The organism is Ochrobactrum vermis (assembly GCF_002975205.1).
In the GTDB taxonomy this organism is placed as follows: Bacteria; Pseudomonadota; Alphaproteobacteria; order Rhizobiales; family Rhizobiaceae; genus Brucella; species Brucella vermis.
In genome coordinates this window covers 2149332-2172575 of the sequence record NZ_PCOC01000002.1, presented here as the reverse complement: position 1 = coordinate 2172575, position 23244 = coordinate 2149332, and the positions used below count along the sequence as shown (strand labels likewise).

Genomic DNA, 23244 nt, shown 5'->3' with positions numbered 1-23244 from the left:
CAATGACCAGATCTTTCACCTCACAATGGTTGGCCGTAAGCGAATCGTCCAAATATTCAATGGACAGACGATCGCTTCTAAAGTTTGGCGCGGTTGCGGGACTTGGTCTTATCCTTGAAATTCGGTCTGGCGAGATCGGTAAAGCGTCGGCCGGTACAATTGCATTAAACGAGAGTAAACCGCTGTTTCCCAGTGCTTGGATACGAATTGGCACGGATAACCGGATCCAGGTTGTGTCGCACAAGTTCGACAGCGGTACTGGCATGCGGAATGCACTCGGTCTCATTCTGGCCGAGGAACTTGATGTCGACTGGAACAATGTTGAGGTAGTGTCACCCAATAATCCTCTTGCAAAGGAGTACATTCACCCTCTTTGGGGGATGCATGCGACTGGTGGCGGTACGACAGTCGCTCTAGAATGGAACAATTTGCGACAAGTTGGTGCAACCGCACGCGCGATGTTAATCGCAGAAGCTGCTGAACGGTGGTCGGTTGACGCTGGTACCTTGAGTACGAAACCGGGACGGGTAATTGACAGGTATAGCGATCGCTCGATGCATTACGGGGAACTCGCGGAAGGTGCTGCGAAGCGAGGTCTGCCTGAACACATTTCATTGAAAAATCCACGTGATTTCCGGCTCGTCGGAAAACCACAACGCAGCTACAAGCTGAACGATAAGCTGACCGGCAGAGCTCAGTATGCAATCGACATCCGTCTGCCCGATATGGTGACAGCGATCGTGGTACATGCGCCGGTTATCAAGGCGCGACTTAAAAGCTTCAACGAGGATGAGATCAAGGCTTCACCAGGCATTATTGACGCTTTCGAAATGGAGTTGCCTGAAACTATCTCGCATTTCCGTCCGGACCACCCACCCGCAGCTCCCCTGAATGGCGCCACTCAATCCGGTATCGCGATCGTCGGTCGCAGTTTCTGGGCGTGTCAAAAGGCCCGTGCATTGCTGGAGGCAGAATGGCATCCATCTCCAATGGCCAATTTCAGCTCTGATCAGGCAATTGCTGATATGGAAACACATGTCCATGACGCTGGTCTGAAGTCTCATCATATAGGAGATCCAGACCAGGTCTTTCGAAGCGGGAAAAGTCTCGAAGCGGTATATCGAATGCCTTATAAGGCACACGCTCAGATGGAACCGCAATCCGTGATTGCCTGGGTTAAGGCCGACGAAGTGGAGTATTGGGGAGGCATCCAGGTGCCTTCGCGTTGTGCCCAGGCAAGCGAGACGATTGCTGGCATTTCCAGAGACAGCGTACGCATTCACATAACAGATGCCGGTGGGAGTTTCGGAGCGCGTGAAGGACTGCATCCTATTTTGGAGGTTACCTATATTGCCAAGAAAATGAGCAGACCAGTCAAGCTGCTCTATAGTCGCGAGGACGACATTAGGGGGCTTTATTATCACTCGGCTACTGTGCATAAAGCGCGCTTTGCCTTCGACAAAGGAGGTAAACCAAGTGCTTTTAGCTTAAGAGCTGTATCTCCCTCTATCAAGCAGGCAGATGATCCGGGCTTCCTTTCCAAAGCGCCAGTGGACCCAAGTTGTACTGAAGGCATCCGGGATGACTTCCATTATGACATCGACGCGTTAGACCTTGCCTGGGTTCGCCATGAACCAGGATTCCCCCATTGGTGGTGGCGCGCTGTTAGCTATGTCCCCAATATATTCGCTGTCGAAAGTATGATTGACGAGGCTGCGTATGCGGCACAAAAAGATCCGCTAACGTTTCGCCGAAACATGCTTGGGCGTCGGCCGGACCTTCTACGTGTATTGGATCGCGCCGCCGAACTATCTGGATGGACCCGCTCGGTTGCGTCACGGCGAAAGGGCGAAGCACGTGGTATGGGAGTCGCAACCTATGATGGCTACAAAAGCAATATCGCGGTCGTTGCTGAAGTGAGTGTTGTTGCCGAGAATATTCGAATTCTTGGTTTAACATGTGTCGCCGATTGCGGCGTAGCCGTTGACCCGGTCTCTGTAGAACAGCAAATTGCTGGTGGAATTTATTGGGGCATATCGACGGCTTTGATGAATGAAATTCACATTGAAAAAGGGATGGTACGGGAAAGCAACTTTCACGACTATCCAGTCTTGAGGATGAGCGATGCGCCACCTCTCACGATAGAAATATTCCCACCATCTGACAGACCGCCAAGCGGCGTCGGCGAACTTTCAAATCCTGTTGTGGTCCCGGCGATAGGTAACGCGATATTCGCGGCGACGGGCAAACGCCTGCGCCAAACTCCTTTCCGGATCACGGAATAATTCCAATCCTTTGTTCCGGCTAGCCCTAGATGACCGAAACATTGAATACAGAGAGGAAATGAATGACAAGTTCTCTAATCGCCCTGATATTATCGACAATGCTTTTGCTGCTTGCCGGAGGCGATCATTCCAATGCGGCCGAAATTGAAGTGAGAATGCTGAATAGGGGCGTGAAGGGGCCAATGGTTTTCGAGCCTGATTTTGTTCGAGCTAGCCCAGGTGATACGATCAATTTTATTGCGATAGACCGTGGTCATGACGTTGTGAGCATTCCGGGGATGCTTCCTGAAAATGTGAAGCCATTCAAGAGTAAGTTGGGCGAAAGCTTCAGCATTACGCTGCAAGATGAGGGAGTTTACGGTGTAAAATGCTCGCCGCATTATGGGATGGGCATGGTTGCCCTGATCGCTGTTGGAAAACCTGTCAACGAAGCCGAAGCCGTCAGTAAGAGCCATCCGGGCAAGTCAAAACAGCGGTTTTCCGAACTTTTCAAAATGCTGAATCAGCCCTGACAATATCCTTAGTTCACGTTTTGCCGACGAGCGAAGTTACAAGCTCACGAAAGGGTTCGGCGATTGTGAGGTCAGCATCGCGTCGCATTGTAGCATAAACATCAGCATTCAATCCCTCTGCACTGAAGGAAATGAATGATACCTGATCGCGATAAAAGCCTTGCATGTTTGCGGGGAGTATACTCATCCCCAAACCGGCACCGACGAGACTAAGAACCACTGTGGGATCGGTGGATGTGTGAACGATACGCGCGCAGATGCCAGATTTGCGGCAGGTCGTAAGGATCTCCCTTATAAAGGGACTGCGCGCATCCAGCATGATTAGATCTTCTGAATTGAGATCGCTGATGCCGATGGCCGTTCTGGATGCCAATGCGTGAGACAGTGGCAACGCGGCAACAAGTTGCTGGGGAAAGGCGAGGAAGGATTTCAGTTCGCCATAACTCGTACGGTTACAGGAAAAACCGATGTCTATGTCTCCGTTAAGTAAGGCCTGTTCCTGCTTGTCAGGCAAGAGCTCATGCAATGACCATTCAATGTTGGGTTTCAATTCGCGAAAACGGTGCAGAGCGGCTGGCAGGATTCCATGGAGAAGAGAGTTTATGATGCCGATGCGAATATATCCTTCTAGACCCTCCGCGGCGCGACGAACAATTCGCTCGGTGCTGTCGCAGTCGCTTACAATCACCCTCGCTCGCAATAAAAGCATTTCTCCTGCCAGCGTCAGTTTGGCTCCTTGTCGACTGCGATCGAAGAGCCGCACACCTAGTCTGTCTTCTAGCAATTTAATCTGCTGGCTGAGCGGTGGTTGGGACATATGCAAGCGCTCGGCCGCACGACTAAAGTTTTTTTCCTCCGCGACGGCGATGAAATACTCTAACTGCCTGAGGTTCATGTATTTTTCGCCGCATTTCTTGATTGATGTCGATATGAGTGCGGGAACCGCATGCAATTATAGCCGACTTGATGTTACAGGCAATCCCGCAGTCGGAAAGCGTTGCTTGAATACATATATCAAGTTTTCCCGCATAACCCATTTCTCGGTGACAAGGGTTTGCACATGACACAACTAATGCCAGATGTACGTTTGTCTCACACGACCGATCAACCGCTGGAAATCCTCAGGTTTGCCGATAGTGAATTGAAGGCAGGGCGACGCTGTGCGTTGGTTACCCTCATTGAAATAGAAGGGGGGGCATCGCGAGCGCTCGGTGCACACATGGCAGTAAGCGAAAACGGTTGTTATTGCGGGTACATTTCAGGAGGGTGTGTCGAGGCTACGGTTGCGCGTGATGCCGTAATCGCAATCGCCAAGGGGCAGAGCAGTTTGCTTCGGTTGGGGAGCGGCTCGCCATTTTTTGACATTGTGCTGCCCTGCGGCGGCGGTATTACACTGGCGATACACGTCATAAGTCAGCCAGACGAGATCGCCGAACTCGTGCTATGCATTGAGCAGCGAAAGGAGATGACGCTCGAATTGAGACTTGCAACGAATGACCTTGTGGTTAGTGAGTCGAAGGGGATGAGTGGGTGGAACGGTGAGGGCTTCGTGGTCGGTTATATGCCTCCTCCACAGATTCTGCTTCATGGTCAGGGAATCGAGCCGGAGACGTTTGTCGAATTGGCAAAGGCTGCAGGTGTCGCAGTTGCAAGATCGGAACTGCCTGTTCATGCGTATATAGATTCATATACGGCAGTGGTTTTACTTCAGCATGATTTGGAGAAGGATATGCCCTTGCTGCAAATGGCGCTTGCGACTGACGCGTTCTACATCGGTTGCCTTGGCAGTCGCAAAACTCATCAGAGGCGCGGTCAACGTCTAGCAGAAATCGGCTTTTTGCCATCACAGATCGGACGTATCCAGGCTCCGATCGGTATGTGGGGACCAACACGCGATGCGCGGAGTCTGGCGATATCCGTTCTGGCAGAAATTGTTGCCCGGTATAACAAACTCTAGATCGATATTTCTGTCATCGCTGCCCCGTCCTCACCGTTTTCATCGATGTCCGCGCTCAACAAGACCTGCCTGATCGTTGTCTTTGGAATGTAAGGAGCCACCAGATGGAGAAAGCTTCGGATATTGCTGTAGTCGTGCTTGGAGCTGGGACGGGAAAAAGGTTTGCGAATGACGACAAGCTAGATCAGAAACTCGGCGATAAAGCCGTCGCGCACCATATAATGGGCTCGCTCGCACCATTTCGCTGGGGACGTAAGATACTGGTTCATCGCGGAAACGCCCCCTGGCACGACGCATTCATCGATAATGGCTACATTTTAACACCTGTCGTTGAACAATCGGATGGAATGTTGGGGTCGATGCACAATGGCTTGGCGCATGTTACCCATGAACGGTATGTTCTCGTATGTCTCGCTGATATGCCGTTGGTGTCCATAGGGCATTTGGCGAGCCTTTTGGGCTTGTTCAGGTCCCGCAATGGGGCAATTGTTGCTTCGAGGTCACGGAACTATCGTGGGCCGCCTGCCATCATTCCGTTAGCAAGACTGGATAGTCTTCCGAAGACGGGCGAGGGTGGCGCGCGTATCTTGCTCGATGAAGCACAGTTTGTGGATGCTAACGAACTGCTGCTCGCAGATATCGATACTTCCGATGACCTCGAGAAGGTACGGATCTGTTATAAGCAAGCGGGCCCAGCTTCATTTCTCAATGAGAGAGATTTCGGATAACGGTCTAGCAAGAGGTGCAGCTATTAGTTCATTTGGCGAACGATGTCTCCTTTCACCGATTGTCTTGGTGGCTTGCTAAATTTTTAATTTTGCTTGCTGAACGAAGATTTCTCCCATGCCAAATCGCTAGACAGGACATCGGCTGCTTCAAAAACAGCCAGAAATCTCGTCGCGCTGATAAGCTTCTTGGTGATAATCAGTGAACTGGTAGCCAAATACCGGACAACGAAAGATGCTGGCGAGATGTATTGGCGAGCCAAATCTGTTGAGAGGGTCGCTAGAACAGTTGATTGGGAGCTGCAGCAACTGAGCTAAACATCCTACAGAAATTACGGCCGGGTGTAATCTGCCAAAACAATTTGAACTTACTAGCTTAAAGTCCCGAAACGCTGGCTCGATACTGTTCCACTATAGTGGACTAAACTGGATTCGGGATGTCACGGCCAGAACCCGGTTCAAAAATTGACGTGAAGGATTTTTCCGGAGTGAAAGATTAGAGCGTTTTGCTTTGTTCAGATTCAAGTCATCTTCAGGACGATATGACCCTCTTGGTCGTCCAAAAGCGTCGCTCACACGGCCTGTAACAAAGGAGTAATGATCGTGAAATTCTTGCGTACTACTGTTCCCTTCACAGGCATTGCCATGATGTTGGTCATTGTGGGATGTCAAAAGGAAAACGAGCCGACGGTGTCGATCGAGAACCCGCAACCAGGCGTCTGTAAGAAGGAAGCTGCGCAAACCCTTGTAGGGAAGGGGAAGATCTCGGATGAATATGCAATGAAGGTGACCGGTGCAACTATTGTCCGTCAGATCAAGCCGGGCGATCCTGTCACTATGGACATGAGACAGGAACGCGTTACGGTGGAGACTGACGAAGCCACAGGCAAAATTGTGCGCTCGTTTTGCGGATGAATAAGCATATGTTAGCATGCAGTTAGTTTAACAAAGCGGGAAGGGGCTCACTGTGGTTTCTCCCGCCAGGCTCGGATTTCCTCTAGCCTCCCGGGGCAAGAAATCCACGACATTAAGCTTTTGGTAGCTCTTTGCTGATCAGGCTTCAGCTGTGTCTCCACCGCTATCGATTGGTCAAACTTCCGCAAATGTCAGCCTCTTGGTACGGTCGCTATTGATGATCATCGCATTTCTCGTGAAGCGTACAGTAAAAAGCCAAGGCAGAACCCATGGGCAGACCCGCCAATGGTCGTGGACTTCCAAGCTCATCGGATAGGCAAAGAAGAAGTCTGTACCATGAGAAACCAGCTTAACGCGCTGCCTGCCTTCAGGCGATGAAAGGATCAATTGAAGATCCGTGCCAATAATGCGGGTTTCGCTGTGGAAGTCACCGGATTGAGCGTGAAAATTACGGTTGGCGAAGGGCTCCAACGAAATGACGGTGGGCTCGATGGGCACGAAACGGCGCACTCGGCCAAAACGCTCGGTGAGTACGGTGCCATCGGGTGAGGCCTTCAGTGAAAAGCCGGGAATTGATGCCTGCGCTTGCCATCTGTTATCGTCTATGTTGACAAGCGGCGCAGCACCCATATTCATGATCAGACGCGGCTGCCCCTCGTTGATATCGATTCCGAAAACATCATCACCATTTTCCTCGCGATAGACACTTGGAATGATGTTAAAATCATTGTCGGAACGTGTGGTCGTGATTCCCAAAAGGTCGTAAGCAATAGTTCGCGCCAGTACATACGGTGCGAAATCATCATGGTTAGACAGCATGACAATGCCCATGTCGGCTTCCTCGAAGCGAACCGATTCTGAGCGTGCGCCAGCAATCCAGCCGCCGTGACCTACCGACGTGAGCGGTCCACCAGTTTCCCGTATGAGACCATAGCCATAAGGCGAGGCATAGCCGTTAATCGTGACACCTGCGTCGGCCATCCGGTCGAACAAGCCTTTGTGGCCGAGCTTGGGGTCGCGCAAGTTCTGCTGCCAGACAATCATATCACGGAGGCTGGAAACCATGCCGCCTTCGCCGCCGATGGCAATTCCCCAGGCAGATTTGAGCCATTCGTCCTGTGGTCCGCGCCGGTGATGAACGGCAAGGCGCGGTAGAATATCGTCGTCCCGTGGCATAAGGCAGGTGTCGTCCATCCCTAGAGGGCCAGTGAGACGCTCACGGAGGAGCTCGTTGAAACTCTTGCCTGAAGCCTGCTGCAGGATTTCAGAAAGAAGCAGAAAATTACTGTTGCTGTATAACAGATCTTGGCCGGGGGTAAAATTCAGAGCGCATTGGCGACTGACCACATCGCGGGCATAGGCGCGAGAAGAGGGGGCGAGGATTGGCACGCCGCCTATTGTCATCATCTCAAGAATGTCGCGCAGGCCGCTTGTATTGGATGCGAGGTGATGTAGCGTTACGGGCCGCTCGAAGTTCGGCAACCAAGGCAGGTGTTTTTGCGCCTCGTCTTGCATAGAAAGGAGACCTTCTTGCTCCAGCATCAGAAGCAGGCACGTAGTAAATTGCTTGCTCTGCGAAGCGATACGGACGACGGAACGGTCCGTCAATGGCACTCCATTGGCAATATCGGCCATGCCATAGCTCGCCTCAAAGATGACCCTGCCACGCGAAAGTACAGCCAGCATTACGCCGGGAGACTGTTCGTTGTTCCACCTGTTGAAATAGGGATCGATGCGGTTGCCAAGTGTGTCGGGTTCTAGGATTGGAAATTTTGCGGTCATGACGTGCCTGCGAAATCGCGATGAGGACGAAAAAGCGCTATCGTGCTTTTGAATAGAGCAGACTTGCAGATTAGTTCTGAACCTGAACGTTCCAGAAATACGGCCAGGGTGATGGGTTAAAATCAGCAAGTTTGGGCGATGAGGCCGACAAGGCACTGAAATCACCGATCTTGATAATCGGTGCCTGTTCGAAAATCAGTTTCTGCAGCTCGCCCCACAATTTCACACGCTCCTCCTGAGACGTCGCACGATTGAAGGCATCAAGCGCCGCTTCCTTTTCTGGTGTTTCCCACCAACCGCCAGAGGATTTGGACAGGATGAAGTTTAGTGCGGGTTCGGGCAAGAACGGGCTGTGGGTAATGAACACGTCCCACAGTTCCGGTCTTTTGTTGCGCTGTATCATGGTGGCCCAGTCGCTGACCTGGAGATCTACCGTGAATCCGGCCTGTTCCAGATACATTTGCGCGACTTGTGCCATCTTGTAATGGAACTCATACTGGCGGCTCGTCAGGATGCGTATTGGTGTGCCGTCGTAACCTGCTTCGTCTAAAAGTGCCTTAGCTTTTTCAGGATCTGCAAGGTTATAGTTCTCAGTTCCCGTAGTTGTATGCCAGGCATAACCCTTCGGGTACATGGCTGGCTCGGCGGCGTAGAATTTCGGATCCCCGAAGCCCGCCGCCAGCATATCCTCCTCGTTTAGTGCCAATTGAATGGCTTTACGGATCTTGGCGCTCTTGAGCGGGCCGTCCTTGTTGTTCATGACGAATATCGGCCAGCCGAAATGATCAAGTAGGACCGGTTTGTCTTTGCCTTGTTCCAAGCGTTGATAGGACTCGACCGGAAGAGAGTCGACATAGTCGTACTGGCCAGAAATTGCGGCCTCGATCCTTGTGTTAGCATCGGGAAGTGGGGCGAAGAGGATTTCATCCGCCTTTGCGATACGTGCGCCACCAAAGCCGTCTGCTTTTTCGCTGCGCGGCTTATAATCATCAAAGCGGATGAGTTGGATATATTGATCAGCCTTGTGTTCCTTGAGTTTGTATGGACCGGTGCCGATTACTTCTTTCAATGGCATAGTCAGCGCATCCGAGGGCATGATTACCGCGGCGGAATTGTTGAAAGCCAGTAGTGAAAGGAGTGGTGCATATGGTTGGGTGAGGGTGATGGTAACAGTATCGTTGGCCGTCTTCTCAACGGATTTGATATAAACTGCTGTCTGTTTGCCGCGAGACGCCACGTCCAACCAACGCTTAAGTGACGCGACAACGTCATTCGCCATCATTTCACGTCCGTCGTGAAACTTGATGTCCTGACGCAGTTTGATTGTATAGATGGTACCATTGCTACTCACTTCGGGCATTGACTGCGCCAGAAGCGGTGTGACGTTCCATTTGCTGTCGAAGGTAAAAAGTGTTTCGAAGATATGTTGAGAGATCATCCCGACCAAATCGGTCGCGCTCATCATTGGGTCCAATGAGGCCGGCTCGCCAATGGTCGCGATTTTTATGACCCCGCCTTGTTGCTGCGCGTGAGCGGCGGGAACTGACAAAGCCAGAAGTGAAGTTGCGACATAGGCAAATCTCAAAATGTTCACGGCGGTCCCTCCAGGGTATTCCATTATTATATAGTAATGAATATAATTGGAGAATATCAATGCAGATCGCGGCAAGTCAATAGAAACAGATCGTGGTTTTTAGTTCACAAAGGCTTTGGACGTAGAACCTCTGGTTGGCAACCTGGTGACAACGAGAGAAGCCGCTGCCACGGAAAAATCCTGCGGTTTGAGATGTAGATCTGTATCTGCGAATTGTAGACGATAATCGCTGAGCGAGCATCAGCGCGGGTCTCCCTGTCTGGTATCAACTGTCTGAACTTAACAGATGGTCGAAACTTCTTTAACGAGCCAGTCGCGGAAGAGCTGCAACGCGGAGTTGGAGGCAATGTTTTCGTGGCTGCATACAAACTTGTAGGATTCCTTGGGCTCGAAATATCGCTCGGACACGATGCCGAGGCTTCCGCGCTGCACGTCGTTTTCGACGAGTGGCCGATGAGAAAAACCAATGCCCTGCCCGGAACGAGCAGCCGCCAACAGTGTGTGCTGATCGTCAAAAAAAAGGTTTGAATTGGCGGTTAGATCATCAAAACCGTGGTGAGATATCCATTTTTTCCAGTCGTTTACGTCCCGATAATGCAAGCGAGGAATGTCAGGGTTTACGAGAAGGTCTTCTGGATTTGTTACATTGTCGAGCAGCGAGGGGCTGCAGACAGGCACCAGTCTTTCCCTCAGAAGTTCGATGTTGTACATGCCTGCCGGCGGATACAGACAATATTTGATCTGAGCGTCTTCGCTATCCTGCGCAATGGAATCTATATCGAGATTATTTAGATGAAGCTGAATACCTGGATTTTGCTTCAAGAAACCAGCAATTCTGCTCGCTATCACTTCCATTGAAAAGAAAGGCCCAGCACGAACCCGGAGAATTTGTGTCCTGTTGCCCTGTCCGATCAGCGTCGTAACCGCGCCGATTTCATCAAATGCCCGAGCACAAACTTCCAGCAGCAGAGCACCTTCCGCAGTGACGGATACACCGCGCGAGCCGCGAATAAGCAACTGACAACCCAAAGTCTGTTCCAGAAGCTTGATTTGATGACTCACAGCGCCCTGGCTTACTGCAAGCTCTTCGGCGGCGGCAGTGAAGCTTTGGCAATGCGAAACAGCTTCAAAAGCCCGCAAGGCTCTCAAACTTGGGAGTCTACGTCGTCTCGCCCGTGAAGTCATATTGTCATGAATTTTTCTAATGGCATCGAATAGATCTTTTGCATTGATCGACCTTAGGCACAAGCATAATCGTCAATCAACAAAACCGCCCTTGAGTATTTGAATTCATCTGGTCCTGATCGCGGACGGCAGTGCGCGTCGGTAATGAACCGGACAAGAGGGTGCATAAAAGGAGAACAAACCGTGCTTAAGCAAACTAAAATGGGATTTATTGCCGCCCTTATCGCTGTTTGCGGTACCCTTCCAGCCTATGCTGAGGAAATCCGCATGGGAGCAGAAGGTGCCTATGCCCCTTTCAATTATCTGGATTCGAGCGGGCAGCTCAAAGGCTTTGACATCGATGTCGGCAATGCGATCTGCAAAAAACTTAAAGCTGATTGCGTATGGAGCGCCAACGAGTGGAGTGGGATTATTCCGGCGCTTCAGTCAAAGAAGTTCGACATCATGGCCTCATCGATGGCTATTACTGAATCGCGTATGCAGCAGGTCAGCTTCTCCAATCCCTACTACTACAACACCATGCGGTTCGTTGCTTTGAAAGAGCTTGGCCTGAAGGACGTGACGCCGGAAAGTGCCAAGGGCAAGGTTATCGGCACCCAGACGGGCTCCATTGCAGTCGATGCTTTGCAGCGCTTTTTCCCGGATAATGAGGTGAAGCTCTATCCGACACTGGAAGAAGCTTTCCTGGACATTGAGAACGGCCGCATTGACCTCTTGCTGGAATCAAAATTCGCGCTCAGCGACTGGATTAAGAAAGGCGCGGATTGCTGCGAATTTGTCGGTAACGAGTTTCTTCTAGATGGAACCCTGGGTGCCGGAATGGCCTTCCGCAAGGATGACGAAGAACTGCGCACGCGCGTCAACAAAGCGCTTGCGGAGATCATCCAGGACGGCAGCTACGACGACATCAGTGCGAAGTACTTTGATTTCGACATCAGGGAAAAGCCGAAATTCGCGAGCGAAATCTTCGCGAAGTAATTCGTTCCTCCACGGAGCACCTGATTTGAAGCACCACATCAGATCAGACGTATGCCGCATGTGGGTAAAGTCAGGCGTCAGCCATTTCGTTTCGACCAATCCAGACTGGTCTTTGCCGACATAAGAAAGGTCGATCCCGTGTCCTATCGCGTCGCGATCATCGAATTCATCAATGAAAGTAATACCTTCACGAAAAATCGCACGAGTATCGGCGATTTTCGGGCGTCCCATTATTTCAAGGGTGATGAGATTCCGGCCAATTTCCGTGGCACGGGTTCGGAAGTCGGCGGCGCGATAAAGGTCGCGGATGAGAAGGAATGGACACCTGTTTACATTACCGCTGCCCATGCGGAACCGAACGGCGCGGTGCTTGAAAGCGCACGTCTGGAAATCACTGGCGAATGCCTGCGGCGGTTGAAAGAATCCGGGCCGTTCGACGGTATCTTCGTCGCGCTGCATGGTGCAATGGTCACGGAAACGGATCAGGATGGCGACAGCCAGTTCCTGCGCGAAATCCGCTCGGTGGTTGGGTATGATGTGCCGATTGCCATCACCCTTGATCTTCATGCAAATATTTTCGACGAATTGGCCGATCTGGCGCAGATCGCCGTTTCTTTCCGGACCTATCCGCATATCGATATGAATAAGGTCGGGGTGGAGGCCTGTTCGTTGCTGGATCGGGCAATGAAGGGCGAGATCGAACCTGCTCTGGCTATCGCGCGTCCGCCGATGCTGCTTGGTTGCGATGACGGTCGCACAACGGATAACGGCCCGATGTGCCGCCTGCTCGAAAGCGCTGACCGTGAGATGCAGCAGCCGGGCATCCTCAATGTAGCGATCAATGCCGGTTTCACCGATGCCGATGTCTGGGCGGCGGGACCGAGTGTTATCGTGACATTCGACGCGACAAGCGTTGAACGGCAGACCGCCTTCGATGTTGCGGGCAAGATGTGCGACGAAATCTGGGCCTATAAGGATCAGTGGTCGCAGCCATTGCCTCTCGATGAATGTACCCGGCAGCTGAAAGAGGTGCGCGGCGCTAAGGGCACGATTGTTGTTGCTGATTTTTCCGATAACCCCGGCTCGGGCGCTTATAGTGATTGCACCGCGCTGATTGCGGCGATGCTGGACGCCGGTGTGACCAATGCCGCTGCTGGCGCGCTGCTGGACCCGGAAGCGGTGGCCGAGATTGCAGCCAAGGCAATCGGTGAGACCATCACGGTGGCGATCGGCGGCAAGTCCGATCCATCGGTGGGCGGTGGCCCGCTGACGGTGACAGGCCGTGTCATGGCGGTCAGCGATGGCGCCTTTGTTTTCGAAGGGCCGATGTTTACCGGTCTGCCCGGAACGACCGGGAAATCCGTGTGCCTGCGCGTGGAAGGGATCGACATCATGATCGTTTCCGAACGGATGCAGATGCTCGATCAGAACATCTTCCGGGTTGTCGGCATCGAGCCGAAGGAAAAGTCCGTTCTGGCGGTCAAGTCGATGCAGCATTTCAAAGGGGCTTTCGGCCCGATTGCAACACAGATCATCACGACCGATGCCGGCGGTCTGAGTTCGCCGGATCTCTCGAGACGAACCTATTCCCGCCTGCGGCGTCCCGTTTTCCCATTGGATGTACTCTCCTGAGTACATCAGCAAAAGGCCAGCTGAATCTGTTGGACTTTTGCCCGTGAACAGGGAATTTAGAACCGTTTCGATCTGACGTTACCAGTTATACTCACGGATGGAGTATCCGATGCAGACAGCGCCAATTTTCACCGGATTAAAAATCGAGGCGGTTGAAATACGGGTCATTCGGTTGCCGCTGCTTGTGCCTTTCGTGATCTCCACCGGCACAATGACCGAAAAGGTCATACCGATCCTCACCCTGAAGGCGGAAGGCCTTGAAGGCTATGCCGAAGGCGTGATGGACCCATTGCCGGATTATCTGGAGGAAACCATCTCCGGCTCGCTCTCATTCCTGCGCGATGTGCTGCTGCCGCAGATCGTTGGAAAGCGTTTCAATGGCCCGGCTGATCTTGCCGCTATTCTCGATCCGTGGCGCGGGCACAGGATGAGCAAGGCCATGGTCGAAATGGCCGTGTGGGACCTGTGGGCGAAAGCGCTGAACCTGCCATTGAGCGTTGCGCTTGGCGGCGTTCGCGATGCCATTGATGTCGGCGTCAGCCTTGGCATTGCCGATATTCCAACGACGATTGACCGGGTCGCGGCTTCGCTCGACGCCGGATACAAGCGTGTGAAGCTCAAGATCAAGCGCGGCCATGATCTTGCGATGCTGCAAGCCGTGCGCGACCGCTTCCCCGAAGCCAAGCTGACCGTGGACGCCAATACGGATTATCGCCTGTCGGACCTGCCCCTTCTGAAAGCCATGGACGCATTCGCGCTCGATTATATCGAACAGCCGCTGGCGTTCGACGATATTACCGATCATGTGCATGTGCAGGAAAAACTGCTGACGGCCATCTGTCTGGATGAAAGCATTCGCTCTTCAGTGGATGCGCGCAAGGCGCTTGTCGCGGGCGCGTGCCGGGTTATCAACATCAAGGTGGGGCGTGTCGGCGGCCATAGCGCGTCGCGGGCCATTCATGATGTCTGCGCGGCTTTCGATGTGCCTGTATGGTGCGGCGGCATGCTGGAAGCAGGCATCGGGCGGGCGCATAATATCCATCTTTCGACGCTCGCGAACTTCACCAAGCCGGGGGACACTTCCTCCGCCAGCCGTTATTTCCCGCGCGACATCGTCAACGAGCCGCTTGAAGCCGAAAACGGCCGCATGGCTGTGCCGAAGAACGGCCCGGGTATCGGTGTGACGCTCGACCGCGCCTTCCTCGATACGGTTACGAACCATCGCGAGGAATTTGGGGCATGAGCGAAATCGTCATCCGCGAACTCGAATCTCTCGCCGAGATGAAGGATTCGGAAACTGTGCAGCGGCTTGTCTGGGGCGATGACGATCCAGTCGATGCCTCCGACTTGTTGCTCGCCATCCAGCATGAAGGCGGGCTTGTCGCCGGTGCCTTCGACGGTGAGAAGATGGTGGGTTTCATCTTCGGTTTCCCAAGTGCGACGCCTGGCATTCAGCATTCGCATCGTCTGGCGGTTTTGCCGGAGGCGCGGGGCCTGAAACTTGGCGTGCGCATGAAGTGGTTCCAGCGCGACTGGTGCCTTGCGAGAGGCGTGACCCATGTGCGCTGGACCTATGATCCTATTCGGGCGGTCAATGCCAGTTTGAACATTGCAGGCCTTGGCGCCACATCCTCGACTTATCATGTCGACTATTACGGCCCCATGGTAGGTATCAATTCGGGTCTTCCGTCGGATCGGATCGTGGCAGACTGGCAATTGGACGATCCGCATGTAGAGGCTCGATCTCAAGGCCAGAAACTTGAGTTTCCCGCAGATGCTCGACGTGTAAAAATACCAGGCGATATCGATCATCTGCTTGCAACAGACCCGGCGGCGGCCATGCAGGCACGGCTCTCGCTTCGCGAACAGCTTCAGACTGCCTTCGACGACGGTGAGCGTATTGTTAGCTTCGACCCCCAAGCCACGGCCTATCTATTGGTTTAAAATCGGTCTGAACCGATAGCTGAGTGCCTACGCGACACCCAGTATCCGCTTCTATTTTTGGGAGGCCTCTTTTCCCCCACAAGATTGGATACGGGCTCTAGTAACCGCCTTGCGGCTCGTATCAGAGTGATCACGCTTCCCGCTGCTCTTGGGGCGGTCAAGCGAAGCGCCGGATGATATCGAGCAAGCGGTCACAGTGCCTTGCAAGTCCCTTTGTCGGCGAGGAGGCAACACCTAACAGAAGTCCGGAATGGCGGATATCGTTAGAGGCATACCACGGCGAAAGCGGAGCCGGAAACATGCCGAAGGCCAACATTTCACGTGCAATGGTCAGGTCTGACGTACATCACTCTTTTTTATCGGCTATCTGGCACTGGAAATCCCAAGTGCTTTTGCCGTCAATCGCTTTGGCGCCCGGCTGTGGTTTGCTCGTATTCTTCTCACCTGGGGGCTTTTGACGATTGCAACTGCTTGGGTGACATCAGGCAGCCTCTTTGCTGCCTTCCGCTTTCTAATCGGCTGCGCAGAGGCCGGGGCCTATCCAGGTATTATTTACTATTTCACCCTGTGGTTTCCCAAGGAATATCGTGCCCGCGTGCTAGGCTTTCTGACGCTCGGCAGTGCATTTGGTAATTTGTTCGGTTCGCTCGTCAGCGGCTTCTTGCTCGATCTCGATGGAGTTCAGGGCTTTGCGGGATGGCAGTGGGTTTTTCTTGCCACAGGATTTCCGGCGGTCTTGCTGGCTCCCTTCGTTCTTTTCGGTCTGCCAAACGGCCCAGACGACGCAAAGTTCATTTCCGTTGCGGAGCGCAGGTGGCTTCAAGAACGGCTCGGGCGAGAAACCCCTGAAGGACAACACGGCAATCCAATCACGCATTCTCAATGGGCAACTTGAAGCCCTGACACCTTTCACAATTGTTAAGCTCGCTATCCTGGCAAAGGAGTTCATCGAGGTTCGACGACAGGGTTGGGCAACTGCACCAAATGAAACCGCAGTTGGCCTGAATACGCTTGCTAGTCCGATTTTCGACGCCTCGGGAATGGTATGCGGTGCGACCGGAATCGTGGACATGATACAGGCAGTTGGCGAAGTTCCTTCGGAAGCTCAAGTAGCATGCACCATTGAGACTGCTCACAAAATATCCCTCGGCCTCGGTTACAGAGGGCACTGACCATTGACGTGTGAAGCCTTTCGTTTACTCCAAATCATGGACCGTTCACATAATCAGCTCTGCTACGTCAATTCGGTGACTCGTACTTCTTTCAAAGCAGATTCCAGCGACGTAACCCGAATAATTGTAGTTGTTTGCTCTAAGCCGCAGCAACTGCCCGAAGAGATTTCTCTATCTCCCCGCCACAATAGGCTCCGGCATAATCATTGAAGCTTCTGGTATCCAGCGCAGTCAACGAGGGTATTGCCTGTATTCGTTTAGATAGGCTCATGATCATGGGAGAGGTTTCTTTAATGATGGCCTCGATGACAGCGAAGCGATCGGCCATCGTAGCCCAGAGGATGGATGTCACTATATCGGCGACGCTGGGCTGTTCCGTTCCCAGCATGAATCCTACATCAGATTTAAGCCCGTTTCGCTCGCCGGTGTCTTGAAAAATGCGAAGCCATTTTTGCAGCCGGGGAACGAATTCATTCCACTTTTCACGTGTCCACATTTCGCGCCCGCCATTTAGCGTCAGCTCGTCGATGACGTCGTTTGCATCGCTTACGATCTTGGCAGTTAGCGCTCGGCCTTCGGCCGTTGAGGGCAGAATTTCCAGCCGTTCTCCGAGGTACATGGCTATCGCTGACATCTGCGACACCGCAAAATTGCGATGGCGATCGATCAAGACTGGCGGCCCCATGAACGCTATGGGCTGCTTCTCAACGCCACGCCCCATGAGTTCTACGATCCCGCCGAAATCATGTTCATCCCAGGAACATTCACCATAGGCCAAAATCCCTCGAATAAATTGGCCACGGAACGGTACTGGCCAGTAGTAAAGATCGAAATCGCTCAATTCGCCCTCCTTTTTGCATGCTCCCAAATAACTCGCCAGGACTTCTGTGGTTCCGCGCGTCGGAGACATCCTAATCAGCACAACCACTTCAAGGGGGGCTGACTGGCAATCAGATTTAAAGTGGCAATCGTATGCCATCTTGTGATTAGGGCGATATCAATCCACTGAATCCGTTTAACAGTGGCAGCGCGCAATATGAGAAACAGATTTTTAAGCAAGTTCGGCAAAAGGATATTATATAATTAGTCACTTTCGAATTAAAATAGGATATTACGATTCATGATTTGTGTAAAAGTTCAATTCTATTGGGAGTTCAGCCTGGATTATAACTGTACGAATATCATGTACTGTGTCGTTCCATCGACATTGACGGCGGTATATTTGAGTTAAATTCCAGCGTGGAGCGCGGTTTGTTTCTGAAAAGCGCCTCCTTCGCAAGGCTGTGGTTCGCGCCGGCAGGCCAGACTGCCGCCCCGTCAAATGGTAGATTTGACCTATGCTCGCGTTCAAATCTGAAGCCACAGCCAGCATCGCATTCCTGATACTGAACTCGCTCGAATGATGCGTAAGCGCAAGGCGTCTTCGTATCAACTAAAAGCCCTCGAACAAAGATCCATTCCGGATAAGCACAGCTTAAGTGTGTTCGGAGGAGCGGCATGCTGCGCGTCGCACGCAATTATGCAAAAGAACTGTGTTGTGTAAGCATCGATTCATATCAAATGCATCGACAACTCCAGAAAATATTTTATATATTCGTTCCGGGTACGGGTGGGGGATATAATGCTGTATCGGGTTTGGATCGGTTCCGTTGTTGTATGCGGATTTTTGCCAATAACCTCTTCCGCTCTTGCTATTGTCCTGAATGATCAACTCGCCGCCGACGTCGGCGGCTACTCCAACTATTACGACCGCGATAATGTCTATTCCAATGTAGGCCTCATCAGTATGCCGGTTGACGGTGGCGGGACCTGTTCCGGTACTTTGATTGCTCCAAGGGTCATGTTAACCGCGGCCCATTGCATGATGGGGGATAAGGGGCAACTGATTGCGTCTCCGCAAACGACTATTGAATTCTCGCCCGACGCTGTCAATCCAACAGACGGCTTCAGTTTTGCGGCCGGTGTTGTCGTACATTCGGGCTTTGACTATTTTTCGCTTTCCAATGATGTGGCTCTTGTCGCAATGCGTTATGGCTATTGGGACGGGACCCCGGTTCAATTAACAGCTCCGGGCGCCGCTCTGCCCGATATCGGTACGCGGCTCAAGTTCGTGGGCTATGGTGCAACCGGTACCGGGTCCAATCCGCCTGACAGAGACATCGGACCCTATGATTTTAAACGTAGGGTCGGGGAAACCAATTTTTATGGATACCTGTCCGGCAATGAATTTTGGTCGGATGACGAACAGAAGTTTCTTATCGGTATTTTTGCAAACCCTTTGACATCGGATGAAACGGTATCTTCTCTGCAAGCGGGAACCGCGCCTACTGATAGTGGTGGCCCCCTGTTCGTCGAAACAGCAAATGGCCTCGTTCAAATTGGCATCGCTAGCTGGGTGGAGAATTATACGGGTGCCTCTCAGTTCGGCTACGGAGCCACGAATGCGTGGACCAACGTCGCCGACTATCTCGATTGGATCTATGAAAATAATCCAACCCGATATGTCGCTGCATTGCCCGGTAATTTTAACTGGAGCGATTTATCTGCCTGGAAGGACCTCGAAGGCCGGGCCGTTTCTATGCCGCAAAACATTGATGGGAATTTTGAGAATCATGGCTTTGCAGGTCGATATTACAATGTGCTTCTGGCCAGCGCCGGAACAATCACCGTCGATACCGATCCAACCCTGGATACGTTGTTTATATCGCATCCCCGAGCTACGCTCGACCTACCTTTCGATCAGTACATGCTTGTATGGCAAGACGTTGAAATCAATGCCGGCCGGCTTGTCGTGGATGGTACCCTGGATACGAGCTACGTCCTGCTGAATGGTGGTGCATTGTCAGGAACTGGCGACATCTTGACCTATGACGGTGTTTATAATCTCAACGGATTAATCGCTCCGGGCGGTTTGAATTCTGTTGGCACGCTCGCGATTGACGGTCAGTTCGGGCAGTGGCGCGATGGAACATTGGCGATCCGTATCGAGGGTGATCAATCCAGTCGGCTAGCGATTTCCGGCAATGCGTTTCTCGGCGGCAGGCTGATTGTTAACGGCTCCAATCTGCGTGCGGGTGAGCGGAGACTGGTTCTGTCAGCCGTTGCAGTTTCGGGACAATTTGCTGAACTGATCGAACCCTTTGTTTTCTTCGATATTTCGGCTGAATATAGCGCAAACAGTGTCTTTATCGATATCAATCGCAATGCCCGCACATTTGTAAATGCAGTGACGACCGCAAACGGTAAAGCAATAGCGCAAGCCATTGAGGGTCTGGGGCAGGACAATCCTGTTTACAACGCGGTGCTGCAACTGCAAGAGACGCAGGGCGATGCTGTCTTTCGTAGCCTCAGTGGAGATGTTTATGTATCTTCGCCAGCCATATTGATTGATACAAGTCGCTATGTGCGCGACGCAATAGGCACACGTCTGCGGCAAGCCTTCGCCGATACCGAAACGAGCGTTGGTCCACAGGCACATATGATCGAGAATTCCGACGTCACACTTTGGGCGCAGGGTTTTGGAACCCGTGGCAACTACACGGCCCATGGGTTCGATGATCTCGACACGCGAACAAGTGGGGTGTTCTTTGGAGCCGATGCTCCTATCGGCCTGTGGCAAATCGGTATGGCTGGTGGATATAGCCATACGACAATTGACGGTTTGACGGCATCGTCACAAGGCGAGAATTATTATGCGGCGATCTATGGCGGCACCAGGGCCGGTCCAATACGCCTAAATCTGGGTAGTGCGATTACCTGGTACAGGCAGGACGTCACCCGTAGTATCAATTTCTCGGGCTTGGCAGACCATACTTACAGCGAGCACACGACCGGATCGGTGCAGGGTTTTGTTGATGTCGGTTACGGCTACGCCGTTGGTGCGACAACCATTGAGCCTTATGCCGGTCTGGCATGGGTCCATCTGGGCGGATCAAATGGAACAGAGAATGGAAATGCTGCCGCGTTGAGCTATCGAACGGAACCGATGGACAGTTTCATATCGACACTTGGCGTGCGAACTGAAACGCATTTCGGCTTGAACGGATCAGCGCCCGTCAACCTTTCAACGGTGCTTGGCTGGCGTCGCGCGGACGGAGATCTTGCTGCCGACAGCTCCATGCTTTTTGAGCAGGGTGACGCGCCATTTGCTATCACGGGTCTGCCAATTTCACGTAATGCTCTAGTGGCTGAAGCGCGCATTGGCATGGACATAGCCGGCAATGCGCAGTTGGGCCTGACCTATTCGGGTCAATTTTCTGAAACGTCACGCGATCAGTCGCTGAAAGCTGATCTTCTATGGAGATTCTAGAGTGCATCCCGAAATGTGTGAAGCGGAATATCAGGCAGTTTCGGCATCCCCGTCACTTTCAGCGAGAATTGTTGTTGAAGGGCGACTGCTCCATCCCAATCATTTCCGAGGGCAACACGTGCCAGGATACGAGAATATTTGACCGGCAGATTGATCCTGCTGATATTTTTCGGCAAATCGACTTTTACACCGGCAAGGCAAACCGCGAAATCATCCAGATGGATGCTCGGGAAAAACAAGTTCATTGATATTGGCAAGCGTCTCGACCCGGCCGTTCAGAAACTGAAGGACGTAGTAACTGTCTTTGACTTCGGGCACAGTTACAATAGTGCAGCTCGTCTCGTCGACAGCAGCCGAAGCCTCTGAATAAGCGACATCAAGATTTGGATTGGGCCAGTCGACCGCGCCAGGCTTTCTATGCGTAAACTCGTTCCACTTGAAGCCTTCCTAAAAGTCGAGCTGCTGCTGGCAGGTTAAATACAGGCGGGCGGCCAACTGCGACGGCTGGAGCCCCTACCAAAACGGTCACAGAAACGCAACAGTCGTTGCGAGCCTTGCGTAGTTCGCCCTCATGCTTTCCTCCCCTATCGAATTTATCTTGTGCGCGGCCGATCGGGAGAGGGGAGTGCGTAACAGTAAAAATAATCACCAGCAGATGCAAAGAAATTCAGCGTTCAATGTTATCTCATCGCGCAACGACGCCCGAACTTAGCCCCAGGGCACATTGCGTTCGACTGCGACCTACTCTGTATCATCCTTGCTAGACCTCTAAATAGGAACTCGCGCGCAGCTCTCCAGAGTCTAGCGACTGCGCCTTTATTCTGATCCACAGCTGCGCCCTCAAGGATGAATGTCTTTATATGGTTGAGGCACGGTGTGTGAGGTTATATAGCTGGCGCGGCATCACAGCTTCCGCACGTCGATGATCGAACAGGGATTGAATCTGCAACAGTGCGACCGCTTCTTTAAAAAACGATTTCCATAACGGAAGAATGCAAATAATATAGAATTTTACCTGTGTAGCCTTGCTTTAATATCAGTAACAAATATTCATCTATGTCTGCAAGCATTTACGTCGGCAAGTAGTTGCATTCGTATGCGGAGGGGATACATGCGTCGAATTTCGTTTAGTATGCTAGTGCTGGGCTCGCTTGCGGGGTTGCTGTTTGTTCCGTCGGCCGCAATGAGTGCAGAAGGTGGAGCGGGCTTTTACCTATTGGGCTCCAAAGGGCCCGCGGCGGCAATTACACCCCCTCCCGGTGTCTACTTTCAAAACGACTTTTACTATTACCACGGAGGCCTTGGCGGCAATAAGAGCCTCCCGACGGGCGGTAAGCTAGCCGTCGGTGTGATGGGTACAGCTGCTGTCGATATCCCGACTGTGATGTGGGTGCTGCCGGAAACAGTAGCAGGCGGTTATCTTGGTCTCGGCGCGTCACTGCCTTTCGGCTGGAAAAAGACAGAAGCTGATGTTGTTCTAAATGGTCCTCGTTTTGGAGAAATGTCAACAGGTGTGCGAGATACGGTGTTTACCATCGGGGACCCTATCGTCAGTGGGTTTCTCGGCTGGAAAACGGGTAATTTTCACTACCAAGTCGGTACGATGGTCAATGTGCCTGTTGGAGACTACCAGGATGGTGAGATTTCCAACATTGCTTTTCATCACTGGGGGGCGGACGTATTCGCGGCCGGAACTTGGCTGGACCCCGCAATAGGGTTGGATATTTCAGGTGTGGTTGGCGTCACCTTCAATGCCGAGAATCCCGCTACCGATTACAAAACGGGTAATGAATTTCACTTTGAATGGGCTGCCGTTCAACATTTTAGCAAGACATTTGATGCCGGTCTGGTCGGCTATTATTATCAGCAGCTTTCCGGGGATAGTGGAGACGGCGCTGCGGGGCCATTTAAAGGGCGCGTGGCCGCAATTGGTGCAACGATTGGTTGGAACTTTGAGCTGAGTGAGCTACCACTTTCCACCCGCGTCAAATATTTCCATGAGTTTGCCGCAGAAAACAGGGCAGAAGGAGACGCGGTTATCCTGACGTTGTCGATGCCACTGTCAATGAACAAGTCAACTGCGCCAGCCGATTAAATGAATGTTATTGCGTGAACATTTATCATACGGTCCGGTGTCGAACGCGTTCACACAATGCGAAAGCATCGGCTGGACCTCTTCCTCAAAAAACAGTTGAAGCTGTTGCAGCATAAGTGCGTTCAGTCACAAACTGGTTGTCGGTCAAGCCCAACTGAA

General features: G+C 52.3%; 19 protein-coding genes and 1 pseudogene. 13 read left to right on the top strand and 7 right to left on the bottom strand.

The genetic code is table 11. From position 1 onward, the window contains the following. Positions 1–2: 2 nt before the first annotated feature. Entirely contained in the window at positions 3–2285 is a 2283-nt protein-coding gene (locus CQZ93_RS24265) for a xanthine dehydrogenase family protein molybdopterin-binding subunit (RefSeq protein ID WP_105545050.1), read from the top strand. A 62-nt stretch (positions 2286–2347) separates the two neighbouring features. Next, entirely contained in the window at positions 2348–2797 is a 450-nt protein-coding gene (locus CQZ93_RS24260; RefSeq protein ID WP_105545049.1) for a pseudoazurin, read from the top strand. Positions 2798–2810: 13 nt separating this feature from the next. Here CQZ93_RS24260 and CQZ93_RS24255 read toward each other — a convergent pair whose 3' ends face one another. Continuing rightward, positions 2811–3692: a LysR family transcriptional regulator gene (locus CQZ93_RS24255; protein ID WP_105545048.1), complete on the bottom strand. Its 882-nt coding sequence runs from the start codon at positions 3690–3692 to the stop codon at positions 2811–2813. 165 nt (positions 3693–3857) lie between these two features. Between CQZ93_RS24255 and CQZ93_RS24250 the strand changes: the two genes are divergently transcribed. The 3 genes from CQZ93_RS24250 to CQZ93_RS24240 all read left to right on the top strand — a co-directional run bounded on the left by CQZ93_RS24250 (position 3858) and on the right by CQZ93_RS24240 (position 6394). Further along, positions 3858–4754, top strand: coding sequence for an XdhC family protein (locus tag CQZ93_RS24250; protein ID WP_146114484.1), 897 nt, complete (start codon positions 3858–3860; stop codon positions 4752–4754). Between the two features lie 104 nt (positions 4755–4858). Next, complete coding sequence (locus CQZ93_RS24245; protein WP_105545046.1) at positions 4859–5482, top strand: nucleotidyltransferase family protein; 624 nt, start codon at positions 4859–4861, stop codon at positions 5480–5482. 600 nt (positions 5483–6082) lie between these two features. Further along, entirely contained in the window at positions 6083–6394 is a 312-nt protein-coding gene (locus tag CQZ93_RS24240) for an I78 family peptidase inhibitor (RefSeq protein ID WP_286154252.1), read from the top strand. A gap of 174 nt (positions 6395–6568) precedes the next feature. Here the strand turns inward: CQZ93_RS24240 and CQZ93_RS24235 are convergent, their stop codons facing one another. The 3 genes from CQZ93_RS24235 to CQZ93_RS24225 form a co-directional block, all read right to left on the bottom strand. Then, positions 6569–8176, bottom strand: coding sequence for a serine hydrolase domain-containing protein (locus CQZ93_RS24235; RefSeq protein WP_105545045.1), 1608 nt, complete (start codon positions 8174–8176; stop codon positions 6569–6571). Between the two features lie 70 nt (positions 8177–8246). Beyond that, positions 8247–9794 (bottom strand): ABC transporter substrate-binding protein, encoded by a 1548-nt coding sequence (locus CQZ93_RS24230; RefSeq protein WP_105545044.1) that lies wholly within the window; start codon positions 9792–9794, stop codon positions 8247–8249. A 255-nt stretch (positions 9795–10049) separates the two neighbouring features. Continuing rightward, a complete protein-coding gene (locus CQZ93_RS24225) occupies positions 10050–10910 on the bottom strand; it encodes a LysR family transcriptional regulator (RefSeq protein ID WP_286154251.1) in 861 nt (286 codons plus the stop codon). A gap of 189 nt (positions 10911–11099) precedes the next feature. Here CQZ93_RS24225 and CQZ93_RS24220 point away from each other — a divergent pair, with 189 nt between their 5' ends. The 6 genes from CQZ93_RS24220 (at position 11100) to CQZ93_RS27310 (ending at position 16681) form a co-directional block, all read left to right on the top strand. Next, a complete protein-coding gene (locus CQZ93_RS24220) occupies positions 11100–11933 on the top strand; it encodes an ABC transporter substrate-binding protein (protein WP_286154250.1) in 834 nt (277 codons plus the stop codon). A 51-nt stretch (positions 11934–11984) separates the two neighbouring features. Further along, entirely contained in the window at positions 11985–13565 is a 1581-nt protein-coding gene (locus CQZ93_RS24215) for a M81 family metallopeptidase (RefSeq protein ID WP_286154249.1), read from the top strand. A gap of 109 nt (positions 13566–13674) precedes the next feature. Continuing rightward, positions 13675–14808: an o-succinylbenzoate synthase gene (gene menC / locus CQZ93_RS24210; RefSeq protein ID WP_105545041.1), complete on the top strand. Its 1134-nt coding sequence runs from the start codon at positions 13675–13677 to the stop codon at positions 14806–14808. Beyond that, positions 14805–15509, top strand: a complete 705-nt coding sequence (locus CQZ93_RS24205) for a GNAT family N-acetyltransferase (protein WP_105545040.1) — start codon at positions 14805–14807, stop codon at positions 15507–15509. The genes menC and CQZ93_RS24205 overlap by 4 nt, the downstream gene beginning before the upstream one ends. Before the next feature lie 358 nt (positions 15510–15867). Next, positions 15868–16404 (top strand): MFS transporter, encoded by a 537-nt coding sequence (locus CQZ93_RS24195; protein WP_105545039.1) that lies wholly within the window; start codon positions 15868–15870, stop codon positions 16402–16404. Next, a complete protein-coding gene (locus CQZ93_RS27310) occupies positions 16310–16681 on the top strand; it encodes an IclR family transcriptional regulator domain-containing protein (RefSeq protein WP_350308598.1) in 372 nt (123 codons plus the stop codon). Before CQZ93_RS24195 ends, CQZ93_RS27310 begins: the two co-directional genes overlap by 95 nt. 139 nt (positions 16682–16820) lie before the next feature. On the opposite strand, the gene gst is transcribed toward CQZ93_RS27310, so the two are convergent. Then, a complete protein-coding gene (gene gst, locus CQZ93_RS24185; protein WP_105545295.1) occupies positions 16821–17522 on the bottom strand; it encodes a glutathione transferase, Atu5508 family in 702 nt (233 codons plus the stop codon). 780 nt (positions 17523–18302) lie between these two features. Here gst and CQZ93_RS24180 point away from each other — a divergent pair. Then, positions 18303–20990 (top strand): autotransporter outer membrane beta-barrel domain-containing protein, encoded by a 2688-nt coding sequence (locus CQZ93_RS24180; protein WP_105545037.1) that lies wholly within the window; start codon positions 18303–18305, stop codon positions 20988–20990. Here the strand turns inward: CQZ93_RS24180 and CQZ93_RS26800 are convergent. Both CQZ93_RS26800 and CQZ93_RS27305 read right to left on the bottom strand, forming a co-directional pair. Continuing rightward, entirely contained in the window at positions 20987–21235 is a 249-nt protein-coding gene (locus CQZ93_RS26800) for a hypothetical protein (RefSeq protein ID WP_210201120.1), read from the bottom strand. The two genes, CQZ93_RS24180 and CQZ93_RS26800, sit on opposite strands and share 4 nt — an antisense overlap. Continuing rightward, positions 21201–21362: pseudogene (locus CQZ93_RS27305) on the bottom strand (DUF1214 domain-containing protein); the annotation flags it as partial. The gene CQZ93_RS26800 and the pseudogene CQZ93_RS27305, both read right to left, overlap by 35 nt. 739 nt (positions 21363–22101) lie before the next feature. Between CQZ93_RS27305 and CQZ93_RS24170 the strand changes: the two are divergent. Beyond that, the gene (locus CQZ93_RS24170; RefSeq protein WP_105545036.1) at positions 22102–23085 is read left to right on the top strand and encodes a SphA family protein; all 984 of its coding nucleotides are present in this window, start codon (positions 22102–22104) and stop codon (positions 23083–23085) included. The last annotated feature ends 159 nt before the right edge of the window (positions 23086–23244 follow it).